The sequence below is a fragment of the Salmonella sp. SAL04196 genome (assembly GCF_046550835.1).
GTDB lineage: Bacteria > Pseudomonadota > Gammaproteobacteria > Enterobacterales > Enterobacteriaceae > Salmonella > Salmonella enterica.
This window is the reverse complement of record NZ_JBGDXE010000003.1, coordinates 412,812-434,653: the sequence shown is the minus strand read 5'-3', so window position 1 is coordinate 434,653 and position 21,842 is coordinate 412,812. Positions and strand designations below refer to the sequence as shown.

General features: G+C 54.1%; 18 protein-coding genes. 8 read left to right on the top strand and 10 right to left on the bottom strand.

What is annotated here, in order from left to right; translation table 11 throughout:
- The first annotated feature begins 18 nt into the window (after window positions 1-18).
- The 3 genes from stiB to ACLJPE_RS14780 are packed head-to-tail and all read left to right on the top strand — an operon-like array spanning window position 19 to window position 4,360.
- Window positions 19-702: a fimbrial biogenesis chaperone StiB gene (stiB, locus tag ACLJPE_RS14790; RefSeq protein ID WP_023212435.1), complete on the top strand. Its 684-nt coding sequence runs from the start codon at window positions 19-21 to the stop codon at window positions 700-702.
- 26 nt (window positions 703-728) lie between these two features.
- Window positions 729-3,275 carry a fimbrial outer membrane usher protein gene (locus ACLJPE_RS14785; RefSeq protein WP_039513852.1) on the top strand — a complete coding sequence of 849 codons (2,547 nt, stop codon included), beginning with the start codon at window positions 729-731 and terminating at the stop codon, window positions 3,273-3,275.
- Window positions 3,276-3,283: 8 nt separating this feature from the next.
- The gene (locus ACLJPE_RS14780) at window positions 3,284-4,360 is read left to right on the top strand and encodes a fimbrial protein (protein ID WP_000794035.1); all 1,077 of its coding nucleotides are present in this window, start codon (window positions 3,284-3,286) and stop codon (window positions 4,358-4,360) included.
- 117 nt (window positions 4,361-4,477) lie between these two features.
- Here the strand turns inward: ACLJPE_RS14780 and ACLJPE_RS14775 are convergent, their stop codons facing one another.
- Together ACLJPE_RS14775 and ACLJPE_RS14770 are read right to left on the bottom strand one after the other, a co-directional pair.
- The gene (locus ACLJPE_RS14775) at window positions 4,478-5,248 is read right to left on the bottom strand and encodes an ABC transporter permease (protein ID WP_000983418.1); all 771 of its coding nucleotides are present in this window, start codon (window positions 5,246-5,248) and stop codon (window positions 4,478-4,480) included.
- The gene (locus ACLJPE_RS14770; RefSeq protein ID WP_001523220.1) at window positions 5,245-6,171 is read right to left on the bottom strand and encodes an ABC transporter ATP-binding protein; all 927 of its coding nucleotides are present in this window, start codon (window positions 6,169-6,171) and stop codon (window positions 5,245-5,247) included. The genes ACLJPE_RS14775 and ACLJPE_RS14770 overlap by 4 nt, the downstream gene beginning before the upstream one ends.
- Before the next feature lie 108 nt (window positions 6,172-6,279).
- Here ACLJPE_RS14770 and can point away from each other — a divergent pair, with 108 nt between their 5' ends.
- Window positions 6,280-6,942 carry a carbonate dehydratase gene (gene can, locus ACLJPE_RS14765; protein ID WP_000651590.1) on the top strand — a complete coding sequence of 221 codons (663 nt, stop codon included), beginning with the start codon at window positions 6,280-6,282 and terminating at the stop codon, window positions 6,940-6,942.
- A gap of 57 nt (window positions 6,943-6,999) precedes the next feature.
- Here the strand turns inward: can and hpt are convergent, their stop codons facing one another.
- Window positions 7,000-7,536, bottom strand: a complete 537-nt coding sequence (hpt, locus tag ACLJPE_RS14760) for a hypoxanthine phosphoribosyltransferase (protein ID WP_000683342.1) — start codon at window positions 7,534-7,536, stop codon at window positions 7,000-7,002.
- A gap of 205 nt (window positions 7,537-7,741) precedes the next feature.
- Here hpt and ACLJPE_RS14755 point away from each other — a divergent pair, with 205 nt between their 5' ends.
- Window positions 7,742-10,132 carry a glucose/quinate/shikimate family membrane-bound PQQ-dependent dehydrogenase gene (locus ACLJPE_RS14755; RefSeq protein WP_023209227.1) on the top strand — a complete coding sequence of 797 codons (2,391 nt, stop codon included), beginning with the start codon at window positions 7,742-7,744 and terminating at the stop codon, window positions 10,130-10,132.
- A gap of 77 nt (window positions 10,133-10,209) precedes the next feature.
- Here the strand turns inward: ACLJPE_RS14755 and cueO are convergent, their stop codons facing one another.
- On the bottom strand, window positions 10,210-11,820 hold the full coding sequence (gene cueO, locus ACLJPE_RS14750) for a multicopper oxidase CueO (RefSeq protein ID WP_000946047.1): 1,611 nt from the start codon (window positions 11,818-11,820) through the stop codon (window positions 10,210-10,212).
- A 201-nt stretch (window positions 11,821-12,021) separates the two neighbouring features.
- Between cueO and ACLJPE_RS14745 the strand changes: the two genes are divergently transcribed.
- From ACLJPE_RS14745 to speD, 3 genes are all read left to right on the top strand, one after another.
- Window positions 12,022-12,369 carry a YacC family pilotin-like protein gene (locus ACLJPE_RS14745; protein WP_000846613.1) on the top strand — a complete coding sequence of 116 codons (348 nt, stop codon included), beginning with the start codon at window positions 12,022-12,024 and terminating at the stop codon, window positions 12,367-12,369.
- 106 nt (window positions 12,370-12,475) lie between these two features.
- Window positions 12,476-13,336, top strand: coding sequence for a polyamine aminopropyltransferase (speE, locus tag ACLJPE_RS14740; RefSeq protein ID WP_000829968.1), 861 nt, complete (start codon window positions 12,476-12,478; stop codon window positions 13,334-13,336).
- Window positions 13,337-13,356: 20 nt separating this feature from the next.
- The gene (gene speD, locus ACLJPE_RS14735) at window positions 13,357-14,151 is read left to right on the top strand and encodes an adenosylmethionine decarboxylase (RefSeq protein ID WP_000734276.1); all 795 of its coding nucleotides are present in this window, start codon (window positions 13,357-13,359) and stop codon (window positions 14,149-14,151) included.
- 29 nt (window positions 14,152-14,180) lie between these two features.
- On the opposite strand, the gene ACLJPE_RS14730 is transcribed toward speD, so the two are convergent.
- The 6 genes from ACLJPE_RS14730 to acnB form a co-directional block, all read right to left on the bottom strand.
- On the bottom strand, window positions 14,181-14,948 hold the full coding sequence (locus ACLJPE_RS14730) for a DeoR/GlpR family DNA-binding transcription regulator (protein WP_000678255.1): 768 nt from the start codon (window positions 14,946-14,948) through the stop codon (window positions 14,181-14,183).
- A 9-nt stretch (window positions 14,949-14,957) separates the two neighbouring features.
- Window positions 14,958-15,941 (bottom strand): D-threonate 4-phosphate dehydrogenase, encoded by a 984-nt coding sequence (locus ACLJPE_RS14725; RefSeq protein WP_000448749.1) that lies wholly within the window; start codon window positions 15,939-15,941, stop codon window positions 14,958-14,960.
- The gene (gene dtnK / locus ACLJPE_RS14720) at window positions 15,931-17,202 is read right to left on the bottom strand and encodes a D-threonate kinase (protein ID WP_023213693.1); all 1,272 of its coding nucleotides are present in this window, start codon (window positions 17,200-17,202) and stop codon (window positions 15,931-15,933) included. Before dtnK ends, ACLJPE_RS14725 begins: the two co-directional genes overlap by 11 nt.
- Window positions 17,199-18,152: a 2-keto-3-deoxygluconate permease 1 gene (locus tag ACLJPE_RS14715; RefSeq protein ID WP_001022084.1), complete on the bottom strand. Its 954-nt coding sequence runs from the start codon at window positions 18,150-18,152 to the stop codon at window positions 17,199-17,201. Before ACLJPE_RS14715 ends, dtnK begins: the two co-directional genes overlap by 4 nt.
- 233 nt (window positions 18,153-18,385) lie before the next feature.
- Window positions 18,386-18,748, bottom strand: a complete 363-nt coding sequence (gene yacL, locus ACLJPE_RS14710; RefSeq protein WP_000384308.1) for a protein YacL — start codon at window positions 18,746-18,748, stop codon at window positions 18,386-18,388.
- Window positions 18,749-18,936: 188 nt separating this feature from the next.
- Window positions 18,937-21,534, bottom strand: a complete 2,598-nt coding sequence (gene acnB / locus ACLJPE_RS14705; RefSeq protein ID WP_000888949.1) for a bifunctional aconitate hydratase 2/2-methylisocitrate dehydratase — start codon at window positions 21,532-21,534, stop codon at window positions 18,937-18,939.
- Window positions 21,535-21,842: the final 308 nt, after the last annotated feature.

The following is a 21,842-nucleotide window of genomic DNA, read 5'->3' as shown; positions in this document are numbered from 1 at the left end:
TATTTATTGAGGTCATCAATGAATTCATTGGCTAAAGCAGGGTTGCTTTGTTGCCTGTTGTGCGGTTCGCTGGCGCATGCCGCAGGGATAAACATCGGCACAACGCGGGTTATTTTTCACGGCGATGCCAAAGATGCATCCATATCGATAAGCAATAGCGACAACGTTCCCTATTTAATTCAGTCCTGGGCGCAATCGATCAGCGAAACCGGGGCGATCGGCGATGCGCCGTTTATGGTCACCCCGCCGCTTTTTCGCCTTAATGGCGGGCAAAAGAACGTACTGCGAATTATCCGTACCGGCGGCAATTTGCCGGAAGATCGCGAGTCGCTGTACTGGCTGGATATTAAATCGATTCCCAGCAGCAATCCGGACAATAAGCACAATACGCTCATGCTGGCCGTTAAAGCGGAATTTAAGCTGATTTACCGGCCAAAAGCGTTAACCCAAAAGCCAGAAGAGGTTGCCGATCGGTTAACGTGGTCGCGTCAGGGTCGCACGCTCACCGTGAAGAACCCCACGCCCTATTATATGAACTTCGCCACCCTTTCCGTTGGCAGTCAAAAAGTAAAAGCCCCGCGCTATGTGGCGCCTTTCGGCAACGCGCAGTACACGCTGCCTGCCGCCGCCAGCGGCCCGATCGCCTGGTCTATCATCAACGATTTTGGCGGTACTGGCCCCGAACATAAACAAACGCCTTGAGAAGAGTGACAGGGATGAGAGTGCCGATGCGCAAAGGGCAACACAGGGGATTTTATTTATCGCGCTGCGCTGTGTGTATCGCGCTGGGCAGCACGTTCGCACATGTTGCATGGGCGCGCGACTATTTCAATCCGGCATTTATTGAACACCATGGGCAGGCGAATCGCACAAGCGTCGATCTGTCGACATTTGATAACGACAAAAGCCAACTTCCTGGCACCTATTACGTCACTATCATTATCAACAAAACAGAAATCGGCGCGCGAAACGTTGATTTTCAACTCACGACGCTCAGTGACGGTCAACAGGCATTACAGGGCTGTTTACGGCTTCAGGAACTAAAAGATAGCGGCGTCAAAACCGACCTTTTTCCAACGCTGGAGAGTGAAAAAAGCTGCGTCGATCTCAGCGCTATCCCCGGTGCCAGCCAGCAGTTTGATTTTCAGCAACAGGCATTATCGATAAGCATCCCTCAACTCTACATCGCCAACAACGCGCGCGGCTACGTGCCGCCGGAAAAGTGGCAGGAGGGAATTACCGCGCTAATGCTGAACTACAGTTTCAGCGGCTATAAAGAGTACGGTTCCAGTGAGGATTCCGACGATGCGGAATCGAAGTATCTCGCTCTCCAGCCGGGTTTTAACCTCGGGCCGTGGCGTTTTCGCAACTACAGTAACTGGAGCGCAAATAACGGCGAGAGCGGTAGCTGGAACAGCGTTTATAACTATTTACAGCGCGACATTATCGCGCTGAAAAGCCAGTTCACCGCCGGAGACAGCAATACGCCATCCGACGTGTTCGACAGCGTACCTTTTCGCGGCCTCCAGCTCACCTCTGACGATCAAATGCAGCCCAACAGCCAGCGTGGTTACGCCCCGACGATTCGCGGCATCGCCCGTTCAAACGCGCAGGTTATCGTGCGGCAAAACGGTTATATCGCCTATCAAACTGCCGTTTCGCCGGGCGAATTTGAAATCAACGATATGTTTCCCACCGGTAGCAACGGCGACTACGACGTGACGGTAAAAGAAGCCGACGGTAGCGAACAGCATTTTATCGTGCCCTACTCTTCGCTGCCGATTCTGCAGCGCACCGGACGGGCAAAATACAGCGTGACCGTGGGTAAATATCGTGATTACGACAACCACACGCTGGACGACTTCGGCCAGGCGACCCTGCTGTACGGCCTGCCGTGGGGTATCACGCTGTACGGCGGCAGCCAGATTGCCGGCGATAAATACCAGTCCGTCGCCTTCGGCGTCGGGCAAAATATGCAGATGCTGGGGGCCATTTCCCTGGACGGTATCTGGTCGCACGCCAAATTTGACGATGGCCGCAAAGAAGCCGGGCAATCCTGGCGCGTCCGCTACAGCAAGGGCGTCGTCAGTACGGGCACCACGTTTTCGCTGGCCGGCTATCGTTACGCCAGCGAAAACTACAATTCGCTGAGCGAGGTGATCAACCCGGACGACGATTTTTATGATAACTACGGCAAGCGCCATAATCGTTTTGAAGCTTCAGTCAACCAGCAAATTAGCGATACGCTCGGTTCCTTAACGCTAAGTTGGGTAAAAGAAGATTACTGGCACAGCGCGCAGCAGATGGAATCTCTGAGCGCCAACTACAACAATAGCTGGGGCCCGGTGAGCTATACGTTAAGCTACAGCTATAACAAAAACACCTACCAGTACCGATCGGATAATGACGATGATGATAACGACGACGATCGTTATAACCAGAACGATCGGCTGTTCACGCTGTCGCTGCATGTTCCGTTTACGGTGTTCGATTCCAGGCTATACGCCAGCTATATGCTGAACACGCGTAAGCACGATGCTACGGTGAACAGCACCACCCTTAGCGGCACCGCGCTGCGTGACAGAAACCTGAACTGGTCGTTACAGCAGAGCCACAGCACACAAGACGGTGATTCCGGCGGGGTAAACGCCAGCTACAAAGGCACTTATGCCAACCTCAACGCCGGTTACAATCAGTCGCCAGATAGCCAACAGGTCAGCTACGGCATCAGCGGCGGCATTCTGGCGCACGAAAACGGTATTACCCTGAGCCAGCCAATTACCGGCGCGGCGATTTTAATTAAAGCGCCCGGTGCCAGCGGCGTTTCGGTTGAAAACCAGACCGGCGTCGCCACCGACTTCCGGGGTTATACGGTGATCCCCAACGTCACTCCGTATTATCGCTACGATATCTCGCTCGACAGCAGCACGTTTGCCGACAACGTGGATATTCCACTCAACAACCAGACTGTCTACCCGACGCGTAATGCGGTGGTGCGCGCGGCGTATGACACGCATAAGGGCTATCGCGCGCTGTTAACGCTGACGCGCAGCAATGGCGAGCCCGTGCCCTTTGGCGCGACGGCAAGCGTCGATGGGCAGGATGCGAACCTGGCCAGTATCGTCGGCGATAAAGGCCAGGTCTTCCTCAGCGGCCTGCCGGAAGAGGGCCTGCTCCTGGTGAACTGGGGAAGCGCCTCTTGCCGCGCGGATTACCGTCTGGATATCAGCAAAAATATGAACGGCATAGTGATGGCGAACGCCGTCTGCCAGTGAGGAACACAATGAAGAATTTATGGATGCTGCTGGCGTTGTCGCTATTTTCAGGCCATGCGCTGGCAGACGGAACGATGGGCAACGGAAGCGGCTGGTGTCAACCAACCAGCGGCACGCATGATTTTCCTTTTAGTTTTAATCAAACCATTACCGATACGGATGGGAACCAGACGGGAACCATCGTTGAAGAGCACTGGTCAGCAGGCGGAGAATATTCGGCTAAATGCGACTGCGATAACAGTGATTATCGCGGGTACAACTATTTCACTGCGACCACCGGCGATCTGACACAGAAAGGCACGCACAGCGAGACGCGATACTACGGACATATGGATTACTATGTCCTCGTGGCAGGCAAACTGGAAATTGGTACCGAAGCGTATATAGCCGGGAAGCTTGGCGAATATATTCCCGTCCCGTTTTCCTCAATCAGCAATAATGATGCCTCCGCAGGCGGCTGTGGCGATGCAGAAATGAAATCAATGACGGCGGGCAATAAAGGCACGGTAAGGATTTATATTACTCATCCTTTGGTCGGAGAAATCTCGATCCCGCAAACAACGATCATGAATCTCTATTTATCAAAAACGCCGGGCAGCAGTGGAGATAATATTCCCCCCTCCGTTCCCCCTATCGCGCACGTCACCATGTCCGGGACCATTACCGTGCCGCAGTCCTGTTCCATCAACGCCGGGCAGGTTATCGAGGTCAGGCTGCCGGATATTGAGGGCAAAGATATTCGTCACCTCGGCGACAGTCCGCAGAACTCGCACGTCACCACTCAGGTAAACTTTACCTGTAGCAACGTGGCGGACGGCACCAACCTGTCAATGTCATTGAATGGAGAAACCGATCCGCACAACCCGGAATACCTGAAAACCGACAATGAGAATTTAGGGATACGGATTTCCGATAAATACGATAAGACCATCGTTCCCGGCGGCAGCGCCGAATTGCCGATTGAAGATTACGCCGACGGTAGAGGCAGCACCGAGTTCACCGCCGCGCCGGTCAATACCACCGGACATGTTCCCCACACCGGAGAATACCAGGCTACCGCCACGCTGGAGATTCAGATTCGCTGAGAGAAGCGTTGGGTTTCAGCAAGCCTCCCCCTACAGACCCGTAACCCATTGATATTACGGCCCCGTAGATGGGGTGAAGCGAAGTGCAACCCAACGCCCCATCTCCCCTGTCAACACTTAACTGCGCAAACCGCGCCCACGCTGGATCAGCGACCAGCACAGCAGGTAGAAAGCGGCGATAAAGATCACCAGTACGCCAAATGTGGTGACCAGCGGCACATCATGGATGCCCAGGAAGCCGTAGCGGAAGCCGCTGATCATGTAGACGATCGGGTTCAGGTGCGACAACCCTTGCCAGAACGGCGGCAGCAGCGTCAGCGAGTAAAATACCCCACCGAGGTAGGTCAGCGGCGTCAGCACAAAGGTCGGGATCAGGCTGATATCGTCAAAGGTTTTCGCAAACACGGCGTTCAGCAGTCCGGCCAGCGAGAACAGAATCGCGGTCAGAATCAGCGTTAGCGCGACAAATACCCAGGAATGCACCTGGAAAGGCACAAAAAAGAGCGAAATCGCCGTCACCAGAATCCCCACGCACAGCCCGCGCGCCACGCCGCCGCCGACAAATCCGGCGATAATCACGTGCGTTGGTACCGGCGCGACCAGCAGTTCCTCAATATTGCGCTGAAACTTGGCGCTAAAAAATGACGACGCGACATTCGCGTAGGAGTTAGTAATAACCGCCATCATAATCAGGCCCGGCACAATAAATTGCATATAGCTAAAACCATGCATTTCGCCGATGCGCGAACCGATCAGGTTACCGAAAATAATAAAATAGAGCGTCATCGTGATGACAGGCGGCACTAGCGTTTGCACCCAGATCCGCATAAAGCGGTGGATCTCTTTCGCCCAGATGCTTTTAAGGGCAACCCAGTAAAGCTGCATCATGCGCGATCTCCTTGTTTTTCATGCACCAGCGACACAAACAGTTCTTCCAGACGGTTGGCTTTATTACGCATACTTAATACCTGAACCCCCTGCTCGCTCAGTTGGCTAAAAACGCTGTTAACCCCCTGCTCGCGCAACACTTCAACCTCCAGAGTCGAGGTATCCACCAGACGATATTGATAACCCGCAAGCTTAGGCAGCGGGCTTTTTGGCGCTAAATCCAGAATAAACGTCTCCGATTTCAGCTTTGAAAGCAGATTTTTCATGGAGGTATTTTCCACCAGCTCACCGTGCTGAATAATACCGATATTGCGGCACAGCATTTCCGCCTCTTCCAGATAGTGGGTGGTGAGAATAATCGTGGTGCCTTTGGCGTTTAAGTCTTTCAGGAATCCCCACATCGAGCGACGCAATTCAATATCGACGCCCGCCGTCGGCTCGTCGAGAATCAATAGCTTAGGTTCATGCATCAATGCGCGGGCGATCATCAGGCGGCGTTTCATCCCACCGGACAGCATCCGCGCGCGTTCACTACGCTTTTCCCACAGATCGAGCTGTTTTAAATACTTTTCGCTACGTAAAACCGCCTCTTTATGTTCCACGCCGTAATAACCGGCCTGATTCACTACGATCTGCTGCACCGTTTCAAACGGGTTAAAGTTAAACTCCTGTGGCACCAGTCCAAGCTGTCGCTTGGCGTTAACCACGTCTTTTTCCAGGTCGTAACCAAAAACGTTAACGCGCCCGGACGTTTTATTAACCAATGAGCTGATAATACCGATGGTGGTCGATTTCCCTGCTCCATTTGGCCCCAGAAGCGCGTAAAAATCCCCCGCTTCGACCTGCAAATCTATGCCGCGCAGCGCCTGAACGCCGCCGGGATAGGTTTTTTTAAGTTGTTGAAGTTCCAGCGCAATGGTCATAAATTCTCACTTACTTTACGTTCTTACACTTTATATATGGTTTAAATAACTACGGAGTTGCCCTATATTAGCCCAACGCACTTATTTGGTTACAGGTCGTTAACTTCCATGAAAGACATAGATACACTCATCAGCAACAATGCACTATGGTCAAAAATGCTGGTGGAAGAGGACCCCGGATTTTTTGAGAAACTGGCGCAAGCGCAAAAACCGCGCTTTCTATGGATTGGATGTTCCGACAGCCGCGTTCCCGCAGAGCGTTTAACCGGGCTTGAACCGGGCGAATTGTTTGTTCACCGTAATGTGGCTAACCTGGTTATTCACACCGATCTGAACTGTCTCTCCGTGGTTCAGTATGCGGTAGATGTTCTGGAAGTTGAGCATATTATCATTTGCGGCCACTCCGGTTGCGGCGGTATCAAGGCTGCGGTAGAAAACCCTGAGCTGGGCTTGATTAATAACTGGTTGCTGCATATCCGCGACATCTGGCTTAAACATAGCTCGCTGTTGGGAAAAATGCCCGAAGAGCAACGTCTGGACGCGCTCTATGAATTGAACGTCATGGAGCAGGTCTATAACCTGGGGCATTCCACCATTATGCAGTCAGCGTGGAAACGCGGGCAGAATGTGACCATTCACGGCTGGGCGTACAGTATCAATGATGGCCTGCTGCGCGATCTTGACGTCACCGCCACCAACAAAAAAACGCTGGAGAACGGCTATCATAAGGGTATCTCTGCCCTAAGTCTGAAATACATTCCCCACCAATAAGCCATTAGCTATAGGCCGGATAAGTCGCTTTAGCGACGCCATCCGGCATTTCTGCGCTTACTCGTCCAGCAGCACCACTTTACCAACATACGGTAGATGGCGATAACGCTGGGCGTAGTCGATACCGTAACCGACTACAAATTCGTCCGGAATCGAAAAGCCAACGAACTCAACCGGCACGTCCACTTCGCGGCGAGAAGGTTTATCCAGCAGCGTACAAATCGCCAGCGATTTCGGCTCGCGCAGGCCCAGGATTTCACGGACCTTCGACAGCGTATTACCGGAATCAATAATGTCTTCGACAATCAGCACGTCTTTACCGCGAATATCCTCATCCAGATCTTTGAGGATTTTCACGTCGCGGGTGGTGGACATGCCGCTACCATAACTGGAGGCGGTCATAAAATCGACTTCATGAGGAACCTGGACTTCACGGCACAGGTCCGCCATAAACATAAATGAGCCACGCAACAGACCTACCAGCACCATTTCACTGCCGCTGTCTTTATAACGTTCGGTAATCTGACGACCCAGCTCGGCAATACGTGCTTTGATCTCCGCTTCGGGGATCATGACTTCAACAGTATGTTTCATATTTATAACCATATGATTTAAAGACAAATCACTCAATGCCGGTGACTAATAACGCCGCATTGACGCGCAAGGCACGCAGTATAACAGCAAACGTATTCATTCGCGGCATTTGATAAGAAAGCTCATTTTGTGATGACGATCACACATGTTAATTCCTATACTTAATTGCTACTAAAAAATTAACAATTTGGGATGGTGTCTTTTTATGGCAGAAAATAACGCACGATCGCCACGATTACTCGTGACGCTGACGGCCCTCTTTGCAGCGCTTTGTGGGCTGTATCTTCTTATCGGAGGTGTCTGGCTGGTTGCTATTGGCGGTTCCTGGTACTACCCCATCGCGGGCCTCGTGATGCTGGTTGTGGCCGGATTGCTATGGCGCAGTAAACGTGCCGCGCTGTGGCTGTATGCCGCCTTGCTGCTGGCGACAATGATTTGGGGCGTGTGGGAAGTCGGGTTCGACTTCTGGGCGCTCACGCCGCGTAGCGATATCCTGGTGTTTTTCGGCATCTGGCTAATATTGCCGTTTGTCTGGCATCGGCTGGTGGTTCCTTCCAGCGGCGCAGTAGCGGCACTGGTCGTGGCGCTGCTGATTAGCGGCGGCATTCTGACCTGGGCTGGCTTCAACGACCCGCAGGAGATCAACGGAACGCTTCGCGCCGACGCCACGCCCGTCGCAACAAGCTCGTCGATCGCCGACGAAGACTGGCCGGCCTATGGACGTAATCAGGAAGGCCAACGCTATTCGCCGCTGAAACAGATCACTGCGGATAACGTTCACCAACTGAAAGAAGCGTGGGTCTTCCGCACCGGCGATCTGAAACAACCCAACGATCCGGGCGAAATCACCAACGAAGTGACCCCGATTAAAGTCGGCGATACGCTTTATCTGTGTACAGCTCACCAGCGTCTGTTCGCGCTGGACGCCGCCAGCGGTAAAGAGAAGTGGCATTTTGATCCTCAGTTGAAGACCGATTCGTCTTTCCAGCATGTGACCTGCCGCGGCGTCTCTTATCATGAGGCCAAAGCGGATACCGCCTCGCCGGAGGTCATCGCCGACTGTCCGCGCCGCATTATCCTCCCGGTCAATGACGGTCGCCTTTTCGCGGTGAATGCCGAAACCGGCAAGCTGTGTGAAACCTTCGCCAATAAAGGCGTCCTGAATCTGCAAACCAATATGCCGGACACCACGCCGGGACTGTATGAACCGACGTCGCCGCCGATTATCACCGATAAAACGATCGTCATTGCCGGTTCGGTCACGGATAACTTCTCTACCCGCGAAACGTCCGGCGTTATCCGTGGTTTTGACGTTAATACCGGTAAGCTACTGTGGGCCTTCGATCCGGGGGCGAAAGATCCGAACGCGATTCCAGCCGATGAGCACGCTTTTACCTTTAACTCGCCGAACTCCTGGGCGCCTGCCGCCTATGATGCGAAACTGGATCTGGTCTATCTGCCGATGGGCGTGACCACGCCGGATATCTGGGGCGGTAACCGCACGCCGGAGCAGGAACGTTATGCCAGCTCCATCCTGGCGCTGAATGCCACCACCGGGAAACTGGCCTGGAGTTATCAGACCGTCCATCACGATCTGTGGGATATGGACCTGCCGGCACAGCCGACGCTGGCGGATATCACCGTTAACGGTACCACCGTTCCGGTTATCTATGCGCCAGCGAAAACCGGTAATATCTTTGTGCTCGACAGACGTAATGGCGAGCTGGTCGTGCCCGCTCCGGAAAAACCGGTCCCACAAGGCGCGGCAAAAGGCGATTACGTCGCCAAAACTCAGCCGTTCTCTGATTTAACCTTCCGCCCGAAAAAAGATCTCTCCGGCGCGGATATGTGGGGCGCGACCATGTTCGACCAACTGGTGTGCCGCGTTATGTTCCACCAGTTGCGCTATGAAGGTATCTTCACCCCGCCGTCCGAGCAGGGGACATTGGTATTCCCTGGCAACCTGGGGATGTTTGAATGGGGCGGTATTTCCGTCGATCCAGACCGTCAGGTCGCTATCGCTAACCCGATGGCGCTGCCGTTTGTCTCGAAGCTGATCCCACGCGGCCCGGGTAATCCGATGGAGCCGCCGAAAGACGCGAAAGGTACCGGTACAGAAGCAGGTATTCAGCCACAGTACGGCGTACCATTCGGTGTCACGCTGAATCCGTTCCTTTCGCCGTTTGGCCTGCCGTGTAAACAACCGGCCTGGGGCTATATTTCCGCGTTGGATCTGAAGACCAATGAAATCGTGTGGAAGAAACGTATAGGGACGCCGCGCGACAGTATGCCGTTCCCGATGCCGGTTCCGGTGCCGTTCAACATGGGGATGCCCATGCTCGGCGGGCCAATCTCAACCGCCGGTAACGTGCTGTTTATCGCCGCGACCGCCGACAACTACCTGCGCGCTTATAACATGAGCAACGGAGAAAAACTGTGGCAGGGACGTTTACCCGCCGGAGGCCAGGCAACGCCGATGACCTATGAGGTAAACGGTAAGCAGTATGTGGTCGTTTCTGCCGGAGGCCACGGTTCGTTTGGTACGAAGATGGGCGACTATATCGTCGCCTATGCTTTGCCTGACGACGCGAAATAACCATTAATGCCCGGCGTATGCCGGGCATTATGCCGGGTGGCGGCTTCGCCTTACCCGGCCTGCGTCGGAGACAGCGATTAGACCGTAAATCCTAACATCATTCCCGTATCTTCATGTTCTAACAGATGACAGTGCGCCATATAGGCATGTTCCTTCGGCGCGTCGTGATCGAACTTGACCAGCACTTCACTGATACCGCCCTCAACGCGTACCGTATCCTTCCAGCCCGTTCTGTGCGCCGCTGGAGCTTTGCCGTTCTCTGACAGAATACGGAACTGCGTGCCGTGAATATGGAAAGGATGCAGCATCATGTCGCCCACGCCGGAAATCACCCAACGTTCATGTCGGCCTTTTTGCGCCGCGAACATCGGTTTGTTCATATCGAAGACCTGGCCGTTGATAAAGTTAGCGTTATGGAAGTCGAATTTTCCGCCGTGATTCATATTGCCCATCGCGCCATGATTCATCCCGCTGTGATCCATGTTGCCATGATCCATCTCGCCATGCCCCATATTGCCGCCCTGCATATGCGCGTTCATGCTGTCATGATCCATACCGCTCATCGCCTGAGCGCCATATTTCTTCATCAGCATTTGCATCCCCATCATATCAAGACGCGGGTCCATCGACAGTTTCAGGTTGCGCACCGTTAGCCCTTCCAGCGACGGCAACGCAGGCATCGTCGTCAACGTATCCGGCAGCGTACCGGAGGCGGTAATCCGCAGCGGCTGGATACGCATCACCGGATGCGGTTTATCAAACGGAGCGATCGCCATTCCCATCTGGCTGACCGGCAGCGTCACCAGATCAAAGGCTTTCCCGTCGCTGATATCCACCAGCACTTCAAAACGCTCGCCCATTAATAACGGCAGTTCGGTGACTTTCACCGGCTCCGCCAGCAGGCCGCCGTCGCTGGCGATCACATAAAGCGGACGATTATCGCTGGCGGCGATATTCAGCGAACGCGCATTACAGCCATTTAGCAAGCGCAGACGTAGCCAGCCTTTCGGCGCAGAATGCTGCGGATAGATAGCGCCATTGGTCAGCAGCGTATCGCCAAACCAGCCGACGGCGGCGGTCATAATATCCAGTTGATAATCAATCTGACCATCGGCGGAGAAGCGTTTGTCCTGAATGATCACCGGCACATCATCGATGCCCCACTGTTTCGGCAGGCGCAATTTGCGAATCTCGTCATCTTCAATCAGCACCAGTCCAGCAAGGCCCATCGCCACCTGGCGCCCGGTTTTGCCGTGTTTATGCGGATGAATCCAGCAGGTCGCGGCGCGTTGCTCCGGTGTAAACGTCACCGTGCGGGTTCCGCCTGCGGGAATAATCCCCTGCGGGCCGCCGTCGACGATGCCCGGAATCTCCAGACCATGCCAGTGAAGCGTCGTGTCTTCGGCCAGTTGGTTATGGATATCAACGGTCACACTTTTTCCTTTGTGAAGCTGTACCGCTGGCCCCAGCAAATTACCGTTGTAGCCCCAGGTTGTCGCGTTCTTACCGGCGAATGTCGACTGTCCGGCTTTAACAATTAACTGCATACGGTTGCTCGCATCTGCCGTTAACAGGTCAGGAATAGGCAACGCGGGACGTTCGGCGGCAAAAGCGGCGCGGCTCCACAGCGGCAGCGCTGATGCAACCCCCAGCGCCACTGAATATTTTAAGAAATCACGGCGTAACATAATCATTTCCTTATAATGAACAGGCGGGTGTCTAAGCTTAGACCCTGCCCTAACGGGAAGGTCAAGCCAGCAACACGTCTTTACCATTCCTGACAGCAATACAATAAGAATGAAAACGCCGCGACCAATCCTGATAATAAAAGTCGTCGCTACGTTCTCAGTATGCTAACGTTGACTTTCCCTGATGCCGTGGTAGAAGCAATGAAGACGTTTTTCAGACCCGTGTTGTTTGGCAGCCTGATGGCCTTATGCGCAAATAGCTATGCGCTTACTGAATCCGAAGCTGAAGATATGGCCGATTTAACGGCGGTTTTCGTTTTTCTGAAAAATGACTGTGGTTACCAAAATTTACCCAACAGTCAGATTCGCCGTGCGCTGGTCTTTTTCGCCCAGCAAAATCAGTGGGACCTGAGTAACTACGACACCTTCGATATGAAATCGTTGGGCGAAGACAGCTACCGCGATCTTAGCGGCATCGGTATTCCGGTCGCTAAAAAATGCAAAGCTCTGGCCCGCGATTCTCTGAGCCTGTTAGCCTACGTTAAATAATCCTCCGCGATCCTATTGCTGAAATAATGACCGTGCATCCACGGTCATTGTTAGCTATGATGTTGCGCCCTTTTTTTACGGGTGTTAACAATGGAGGTATCAGCCAATGGCCGAAAATACGATGTGGCATGAAACGCTACACGACCAGTTTGGTCAATACTTTGCCGTAGACAACGTTCTGTATCATGAAAAAACCGATCACCAGGATTTAATCATCTTTGAAAACGCCGCTTTTGGCCGCGTGATGGCGCTGGACGGCGTGGTACAGACCACCGAACGCGACGAGTTTATTTATCATGAAATGATGACCCACGTCCCGCTGCTGGCGCACGGTCATGCGAAACACGTTCTGATTATCGGCGGCGGCGACGGCGCAATGCTACGTGAAGTTACCCGGCATAAAAACGTCGAAACCATCACCATGGTGGAGATAGACGCTGGCGTAGTCTCGTTTTGCCGCCAGTATTTACCCAACCACAATGCCGGCAGCTACGACGATCCGCGCTTTACGCTGGTAATCGACGACGGCGTGAATTTCGTCAATCAGACCCATCAGACCTTTGATGTGATCATTTCCGACTGTACCGATCCGATAGGCCCCGGCGAAAGCCTGTTTACCTCCGCCTTTTATGAAGGCTGTAAGCGTTGCCTGAATCCGGGCGGCATTTTTGTCGCCCAGAACGGCGTGTGCTTCCTGCAACAGGATGAAGCGCTCGACAGCCACCGCAAGCTGAGTCATTACTTCAGCGATGTCGGCTTCTACCAGGCGGCGATTCCGACCTATTACGGCGGCATCATGACCTTCGCCTGGGCGACGGACAACGACGCTCTTCGTCACCTGTCGAGCGAAATTATTCAGGCGCGTTTTCATGCCGCCGGCCTCAAATGTCGCTATTACAACCCGGCTATTCATGCCGCTGCATTTGCGCTACCGCAATATCTACATGACGCACTGTCCGCACAGTGACGTTAAGGAGGTGATAAAAATTGAAAAAGCTGAAACTGCATGGCTTTAACAATCTGACGAAAAGCCTGAGTTTTTGTATTTACGATATCTGCTACGCCAAAACCGCAGAAGAGCGCGATGGCTATATCGCCTATATCGATGAACTCTATAACGCCAACCGACTGACCGAGATCCTGTCGGAGACATGCTCCATTATCGGCGCGAACATCCTGAACATCGCCCGTCAGGATTATGAACCCCAGGGCGCCAGCGTCACGATTCTGGTGAGCGAAGAGCCGATCGACCCGAAACTTATCGATCAAACCGAACATCCCGGCCCGCTGCCGGAAACCGTGGTGGCGCACCTCGATAAGAGCCATATCTGTGTGCATACCTATCCGGAAAGCCATCCGGAAGGCGGGCTTTGCACCTTTCGCGCCGACATCGAAGTGTCAACCTGCGGGGTGATTTCACCGCTAAAAGCGCTCAATTACCTGATCCACCAGTTAGAGTCCGATATTGTCACCATCGATTACCGCGTGCGCGGCTTTACCCGCGACGTCAACGGTATGAAGCACTTTATCGATCATGAGATTAATTCTATTCAGAATTTTATGTCGGAAGATATGAAGTCGCTGTATGACATGGTGGACGTAAATGTGTATCAGGAAAATATTTTCCATACCAAGATGCTGCTTAAAGAGTTCGATCTTAAGCACTACATGTTTCACACCAAACCGGAAGATCTCACTGAAACCGAACGCCAGGAGATCACCGCCGCGCTGTGGAAAGAGATGCGCGAGATTTACTACGGCCGCAATATTTCTGCGGTCTGATTCACCACTGGCAGCGCCTGACGGCGCTGTCACTCCGGCTGCACCAGCGTTAGCGCAAAAGCGCGCCCTTTCAGTTCAACCTGCGCTGACGGCGGCAGATTGACGTCGGTAATCACATCATTAAAGCGCTCAAGCGGCACCACATTAAAGAGCGAATGCACGCCATACTTACTGCTGTCCGCCAGCAACACTTTGCGCTGCGCATTAGCAATAATCTCCTGTTTAAGCCCGGCCTTATCTTCCGTTGGGGTCGTCACGCCCGTTTTTACCCCCCATGAATTACAGCTCATAAACGCGATGTTCGGATAAACGCTGCGCAACAGCTTACGCCCATGCTCACCGATACAGGACTGACTGCTGTCATCGATACGACCGCCGACAATCGTCACTTCAATTTGCCGGAACTCAGCTAAAAACAGCGCAATATGCAGATCGACGGTGATGACCCGCAGCGGAAGATGGGTTAAGCATTTCGCCAGCTCCATCATTGTCGTACCGGCATCCAGCACGACGGCATCGCCAGCATTCACCAGCGATGCGGCAACGCGTGCGATCGCCCGTTTTTCAGCGGGCGATCGCAGTTGTTTTTCATTGGTGGTGGGCTGGGCGGGTTCAAAACGCCGCAGCGCCACGCCGCCATGACTACGGCTGATCACACCCTGCTCATCCAGCTTGATCAAATCGCGACGGATAGTGGCTGGTGATGCGTCAACCGCCTCAACCAGCTGTTCTACCGTAACCAGCGTATGGTTTTTCAGATACGCCACAATGAGATCCAGACGGTGTTGTCCTTTCATAACAGGGAATTATGCCAGTTGCATTGCCAGTTTGATCGATACGGCCATGCTCTCAGATTTTGCTTTTCCCGTCCAGGCGATATCAAATGCGGTGCCATGATCGGCAGAGGTCCGAATAAATGGCAGCCCCGCGGTGATATTCACACCATCATAAAATCCAAGCAATTTCAACGGGATATGCCCCTGGTCATGATACATCGCCACCACCATATCATATTGCCCCTCATAAGCCTGGAGAAATACAGTATCCGGCGGGCATGGCCCATAAACGTCCATACCTTTTGCGCGGGCATCGGTAATGGCTGGCGTCAGGATACGCGTCTCTTCATCGCCAAACAGGCCATTCTCGCCCGCATGAGGATTCACGCCTGCCACGGCGATACGCGGTTTAACGTAACCCACACGCTTGAGGAAAGTATCAGCAATACCAATCACCGTTTCGACACGCGTGGTACTTAACGTATCAAGGAATTTTCGCAGCGCGATATGCGTTGAAACGTGAATCACTTTTAGTTTATCGGTGTAAAGTACCATCGCGTAATCACGGCTATGGGTCAGGGTCGCAAGCAGCTCGGTATGGCCCGGATAGTTGTGCCCTGCCAGGTGCAGCGCCTCTTTATTCAGCGGCGCGGTAGCGATAGCCTGTACGTCGCCCCGTAACGCTAACTCGGTGGCGCGCTTCACGCAGCGATACGCTAAATCCCCCGCCTGCGCCTGAACTTTCCCGGCCTCCAGCGCCTCCGGCTGCGCCAGCGGCTCATCAATCACATGAATGATGCCGGGCGCAAAACGCGCTTCGGCAACCCGTTCAATGGCCCGTAACTCGACGTTCGGCGTGATGCCCTTCGCCTGTAAACGTTTCAACGTTGCGAGGCATCCAATAACCACCAGCGGCGCGCCGTTGAGACCGTCTTCGCTTAGCGCTTTAACAATAATTTCCGGCCCAATGCCCGCGGGATCGCCCATAGTAATGGCAACGGTTTTAGTCTCCACAATACATCTCCTCAATATAATAAAGCGCGTCACACAACGTACTGTCTGAACCGAATCCGCCCGCTTTGGTAATGACCGGCAGATCGTCAATTTCGCTGTTTACAAACGTTCCACAGGGAATACAGGGCGCCACCTCGCTCTGAATGCGATAACCTTCAGCGCCAAGTGCGCCGGCGACGGCGGTAGCGATATCGCCGCCGGTCAGAAACAGCCCGCCAATCCGCGCCTGCCCGATAATGTTTAACGTGACGACGCCAAGCCGCTGGCTCAGTCGCTCGCCCAATTGCTGACGGCTCATCGCGGATTTTTCGCACAACGCGTCGATTAACTGTCGATCTTCTGCGCGACGGCTGGTGCGTAAAATCGTATGTCGATGCTGACTTAACAGCGCGCAGGCCTGCTCTACGACAGACGCGATTTCCTGCTCCGCGCGATCCGACACCATGCGCGCGGCATCGATATCCACGACCTCCGCACGTCCCCGGCACAGCGCATTATCCACCTGACGTCGCGTGGCTTCGCTCATCGAACCGGCCACCACCAGTACCGGCAGCCGCTGCCGGTCTTGCATAAAAAGTTCAACCGGCAACGCATTCGCCAGACCAGCGGCGCCGACGAGCAGCGGCATCGACGGTTGTTCACACGCTGCTTGCGCAATCAACGTCAGGTCCCGCTCTTCCACCGCATCCACGACGATAATCCCTTCGCCCTCAGCCGCATAAGCCGTAAGTAAGGCGCTTAACCCACCGCGTCGAACATCCTGCAAAAAGACTTCATACACAGGGATCTCACTTTGCAACGCCACTATCTCGGCAATACGGGAAGAGACAATGGGCGTTTTCGGATCGCTGGCAAATTCGGTTTCCAGTAACGGGACGCCATTAACCAGACATTTTCCTTCAAGCGTCGTGCGTCCAGCCGCAGGGATCGCGGCGGCGATAACGGCCAGTTTTCGCTGACTGGCGCGCATAGCCGCCGTCACTTCGGCTCCGATATTGCCGCGAAATGTAGAGTCGATTTTTTTGTACACCAGCGGCGCTGGCGATGTCTCACACCACGGGGAAAGCGCGGCATAAACGGCAGATGCCGCCTGATCTGCGGGCATCGCCCGGCTTTCGGTGTTAATGACTAACACATCGGCGCGGCGGGACGGTTTTTGCGACGCGCTCAACATGACTTCCGTTCTCGCCCCCTTCTTCGCCAACTGGACGCCGGTATCATTCGATCCGGTAAAATCGTCGGCGATGACTATCATTTTCATGCGTTTTTCTCCAAAGAAGCCTGACGCGCCTGTTTTTTCGCAACCCAGGAGGTCAACACTGGCGTCAGGATTGCCGTGGTGATCACCGAGGCGGCAATCAGCGGAGCGGCAGCAGCGGCCACCTCGGCGAGCGAAGGGTCGGCCTGCGCAATAGCCAGCGGCGTCGCAACGGCATTACCCGCGGTGCTGGAGGCCGCCGCCCCGGCAATGCCAGTTCCGCCAACCAGACGATCTGCGCGGATATTAAAGAAACCGCCAACAAACGTTGTCAGCACGCCGAGCAGAATTCCGGCAAGTCCGCCTTGCAGTAACATTTCCAGGTTGATGCCCGCCCCCAGCGCAAAAGCAAAGAAAGGAATGAGCAGCGGGCCGCCTTTGGTCAAAAAATCGCGCATATGAGGATCAAGATTGCCGAGGATCATGCCGACAACCAACGGAACCAGCACCGCCACCAGCGCCATAATGGGAATGTTCGCCATCCCTGCCGCGCCCAGCGCAATCATCGTAAAGAAAGGGCCATCATTAAGAGACAAAATAGAGATAGCGCCGACGTCGCGCTCATTGCCGAACTCACCTACCAGCGCAGCATAAAGTCCGCCATTCGAATTGCTCATCGCCGCGATAATCGCCACGCCGCTCAGGCCAAAAATACCCTCCGCGCCGAAAAGATGCTCCACGCCCAGGCCAATCCCGATGGCGACAAGCAACTTAGTGAGCGTAATCGTCCCGCCCTGCAATAGCGCCTGGGGTGCGGCTTTCACACTGATACCGGCTCCCATACACAGCAGAAAAGCGCCAATCAGCGGCGCCGCGCCGTTTTTAAATAAGGCGGTGGTAAAACCGCCGATATCAAGCGCCTGTGGAGCGAAGGTGTTAATGACTGCGCCAATAACGAGCGGTACGACCATCATGCCGCCGGGTACGCGCTCTATTGCTTTTTTGATGTTCATGGTCTTACCGCCTGTTGCTTGTTGTGATTGAATAAAATCATAACGATTATATTCAATCAAATTAAGATCACAAACGCGTCAGATCACAGTTTTAAAATGATTAATAAAAATCAAAAAATCATTCTGCAATAAAAAAGCCGGGATACTCCCGGCTGGAATGTGTGGTGATTTCGTTTCCACTACGCCCCCAACTGTCCGTCGACTGGCGTTGCGGGACAATAACGAAGAGAGGGTCAGGCTTTACTGACGAATTCCCGATACGCGGCGACGACCCGCAGAAAATCCTCCATGCCGCACAGGGATAAACTCTCTTCATCGTAATAACTCATCCCCTCTTCCATCTCATCGCCGGAAAAATCCAGCTGATTGGCGCGAATCATCACCTCTTCGCCGTCCATCCAGATCGTGTATTCATGCCCTGCTCGTTGCCAGGAGCGTTCGCTGCCTTTGACCGTACGCGCGGCTTGTTCTACTTCATCCAGTAGCGAGAGATTGTCTTTAACCTCTTCATTAAACCAGTGACCGACCACCTCGTGGCCCATCGACATTCGTACTTTTACCCCTCCGGTAACGTCGCGCAGAAATTCGTAATCCATAATTGTTTTCCTCTGCAAAGCCCTTACAGTCATTATCGCAGCAGCGGAGAAGAAAAAAAGCGGGAACAGCAGGCGGAATGAAAATAAAAACCCACCGCAGTTGCGATGGGTGTTGTAGGCCCGGTAAGCGTAGCCGCCACCGGGCAATAAGAGGCGTAGGCATGGTAAGCCTGACCCCGTCAGGCAAATTAAACCGCAGTCTGGAAAATCACGCCGTCCGCTTTCTCAGTGTACTGAGAGAGCTGGTCGAAGTTCAGGTAACGGTAAGTATCCACCGCCGTCTTATCCACCTGCGCCACAAAGGTCTGGTACTCTTCCGGCGTCGGCAGTTTGCCGATCAGCGCCGCCACCGCCGCCAGCTCCGCAGAAGCCAGGAAGACGTTCGCACCGGTACCTAAACGGTTCGGGAAGTTACGGGTAGAGGTAGAGACCACCGTCGCACCGTCAGCCACACGCGCCTGGTTACCCATACACAGGGAACAACCAGGGATCTCAATACGCGCACCGCTCTTACCGAACACACTGTAGTAACCTTCTTCGGTGAGCTGCGCGGCGTCCATACGGGTTGGCGGCGCTACCCACAGGCGGGTTGGCAACTGGCCTTTATGGTTATCCAGCAGCTTACCGGCGGCACGGAAGTGGCCGATGTTGGTCATGCAGGAGCCGATGAACACTTCGTCGATCTTCTCGCCCTGCACGTCAGACAGCAGACGCGCGTCGTCCGGATCGTTCGGCGCACACAGGATTGGCTCTTTGATATCCGCCAGATCGATGTCGATCACTGCCGCGTATTCCGCGTCGGCATCGGCTTCCAGCAGTTGCGGGTCCGCCAGCCATTTTTCCATACCCTGAATACGACGTTCCAGCGTACGACGGTCGCCGTAGCCTTCCGCAATCATCCACTTCAGCAGGACGATGTTGGAGGTCAGGTATTCAATGATCGGCTCTTTGTTCAGCTTGATGGTACAGCCTGCCGCGGAACGCTCGGCGGACGCATCGGTCAGCTCAAATGCCTGCTCAACTTTCAGATCCGGCAGACCTTCAATTTCCAGAATGCGGCCAGAGAAGATGTTTTTCTTGCCTTTCTTCTCAACGGTCAGCAGGCCCTGTTTGATGGCGTACAGCGGAATGGCGTGTACCAGATCGCGCAGGGTGATGCCCGGCTGCATTTTGCCTTTGAAGCGCACCAGCACGGATTCCGGCATATCCAGCGGCATCACGCCGGTCGCGGCGGCAAACGCCACCAGGCCAGATCCCGCCGGGAAAGAGATACCAATCGGGAAACGGGTATGGGAGTCACCGCCGGTCCCCACGGTGTCCGGCAGCAGCATACGGTTCAGCCAGGAGTGGATAACGCCATCGCCCGGACGCAGAGAGACACCGCCACGGTTCATAATGAAGTCCGGCAGCGTGTGGTGCGTGGTGACGTCAACCGGCTTCGGATAGGCTGCGGTGTGACAGAACGACTGCATGACCAGATCGGCGGAGAATCCCAGACAGGCCAGGTCTTTCAGCTCATCGCGGGTCATCGGGCCAGTAGTATCCTGAGAACCGACGGAGGTCATTTTCGGTTCGCAGTATGCGCCCGGACGGATACCTTTCACGCCGCAGGCGCGACCGACCATTTTCTGCGCCAGCGAGAAGCCACGGCTGCTTTCCGCCACGTCTTTTGCCTGACGGAATACATCAGAGTGCGGCAGACCCAGCGCTTCACGCGCTTTGGTGGTCAGGCCACGGCCGATGATCAGCGGAATACGGCCACCGGCACGCACTTCGTCGATCAGCACGTCGGTTTTCAGTTCGAAGGTTGCCAGTAGCTCGTCGGTTTCGTGGTTGCGCACTTCGCCTTTGTACGGGTAGACGTCAATCACATCGCCCATATTCAGGTTAGAAACGTCAACTTCAATCGGCAGTGCGCCCGCATCTTCCATAGTGTTAAAGAAGATAGGCGCAATTTTGCCGCCGAGGCACAGACCGCCGCCGCGCTTGTTCGGCACGTTCGGGATGTCATCGCCCATGAACCACAGCACGGAGTTGGTCGCGGATTTACGGGAAGAACCGGTGCCCACCACGTCACCCACGTAGGCCAGCGGGTAGCCTTTTTTCTGCAATGCTTCGATTTGTTTGATGGGGCCAACAACGCCTGGCTGATCCGGCTCAATGCCTTCACGGGCGTTTTTCAGCATCGCCTGCGCATGTAACGGGATATCCGGTCTCGACCACGCATCCGGCGCCGGAGAGAGATCGTCGGTATTCGTTTCGCCGGTCACTTTGAAAACAGTGACGGTGATTTTTTCCGCCAGCGGCGGACGGCTCAGGAACCATTCGGCGTCGGCCCAGGATTGCATCACCTGTTTGGCATATTCGTTGCCCGCTTTGGCTTTCTCTTCTACGTCGTAGAAGTTATCGAACATCAGCAGGGTGTGGGACAGCGCTTTGGCCGCAATCGGCGCCAGTTTCGCATCGTCCAGCGCATCAATCAGCGGATGAATGTTGTAACCACCCTGCATGGTGCCCAGCAGTTCAATGGCTTTTTCTGGGGAGACCAGCGGGGAGGTGGTGTCGCCTTTCGCGACAGCAGCGAGAAAACCGGCTTTAACATAAGCGGCTTCATCTACGCCAGGAGGAACGCGGTTGATCAACAGGTCTAACAGGAATTCTTCTTCGCCCACAGGCGGGGTCTTCAGCAGCTCGACAAGCGCAGCCATTTGGGTTGCGTCTAAAGGTTTTGGCACAATCCCCTGGGCAGCACGCTCAGCTACGTGCTTACGGTATTCTTCTAGCACGACGATATCTCCTCGCTCTCATTGTCATAATGCGGCGCTTTTGTTGATGGGCGATTCTCTTCACGCTCCTGTGAGACAGTAGTTAGTAGGGTAAATGCCCGGTACCGCATAAGGCACAATAACAGGATTTTCTTTAAGTGTTAATCTGTTTACAAAAAAGCAACATAAAAAAGTGGCTGAATCGTTAAGGATGGTCTAATGCTCTACTGAGACGGGAGCTACAGCCATAAATGCTTACCTCATTTCGTGCTTTGATCGTCACGTAACGTTATCGATCCCAACATTAGCTAAAAATTAAACTATCGTCC

Bases quoted from the DNA above. Each gene is read 5' to 3' on its own strand.
- ACLJPE_RS14770 (WP_001523220.1), bottom strand. From the start codon at position 6,171: ATGACCATTGCGCTGGAACTTCAACAACTTAAAAAAACCTATCCCGGC.
- ACLJPE_RS14755 (WP_023209227.1), top strand. From the start codon at position 7,742: ATGGCAGAAAATAACGCACGATCGCCACGATTACTCGTGACGCTGACG.
- speE (WP_000829968.1), top strand. From the start codon at position 12,476: ATGGCCGAAAATACGATGTGGCATGAAACGCTACACGACCAGTTTGGT.
- stiB (WP_023212435.1), top strand. From the start codon at position 19: ATGAATTCATTGGCTAAAGCAGGGTTGCTTTGTTGCCTGTTGTGCGGT.
- ACLJPE_RS14745 (WP_000846613.1), top strand. From the start codon at position 12,022: ATGAAGACGTTTTTCAGACCCGTGTTGTTTGGCAGCCTGATGGCCTTA.
- dtnK (WP_023213693.1), bottom strand. From the start codon at position 17,202: ATGAAAATGATAGTCATCGCCGACGATTTTACCGGATCGAATGATACC.
- ACLJPE_RS14715 (WP_001022084.1), bottom strand. From the start codon at position 18,152: ATGAACATCAAAAAAGCAATAGAGCGCGTACCCGGCGGCATGATGGTC.
- ACLJPE_RS14775 (WP_000983418.1), bottom strand. From the start codon at position 5,248: ATGATGCAGCTTTACTGGGTTGCCCTTAAAAGCATCTGGGCGAAAGAG.
- can (WP_000651590.1), top strand. From the start codon at position 6,280: ATGAAAGACATAGATACACTCATCAGCAACAATGCACTATGGTCAAAA.
- ACLJPE_RS14785 (WP_039513852.1), top strand. From the start codon at position 729: ATGCGCAAAGGGCAACACAGGGGATTTTATTTATCGCGCTGCGCTGTG.
- cueO (WP_000946047.1), bottom strand. From the start codon at position 11,820: ATGTTACGCCGTGATTTCTTAAAATATTCAGTGGCGCTGGGGGTTGCA.
- ACLJPE_RS14730 (WP_000678255.1), bottom strand. From the start codon at position 14,948: ATGAAAGGACAACACCGTCTGGATCTCATTGTGGCGTATCTGAAAAAC.
- ACLJPE_RS14780 (WP_000794035.1), top strand. From the start codon at position 3,284: ATGAAGAATTTATGGATGCTGCTGGCGTTGTCGCTATTTTCAGGCCAT.
- yacL (WP_000384308.1), bottom strand. From the start codon at position 18,748: ATGGATTACGAATTTCTGCGCGACGTTACCGGAGGGGTAAAAGTACGA.
- hpt (WP_000683342.1), bottom strand. From the start codon at position 7,536: ATGAAACATACTGTTGAAGTCATGATCCCCGAAGCGGAGATCAAAGCA.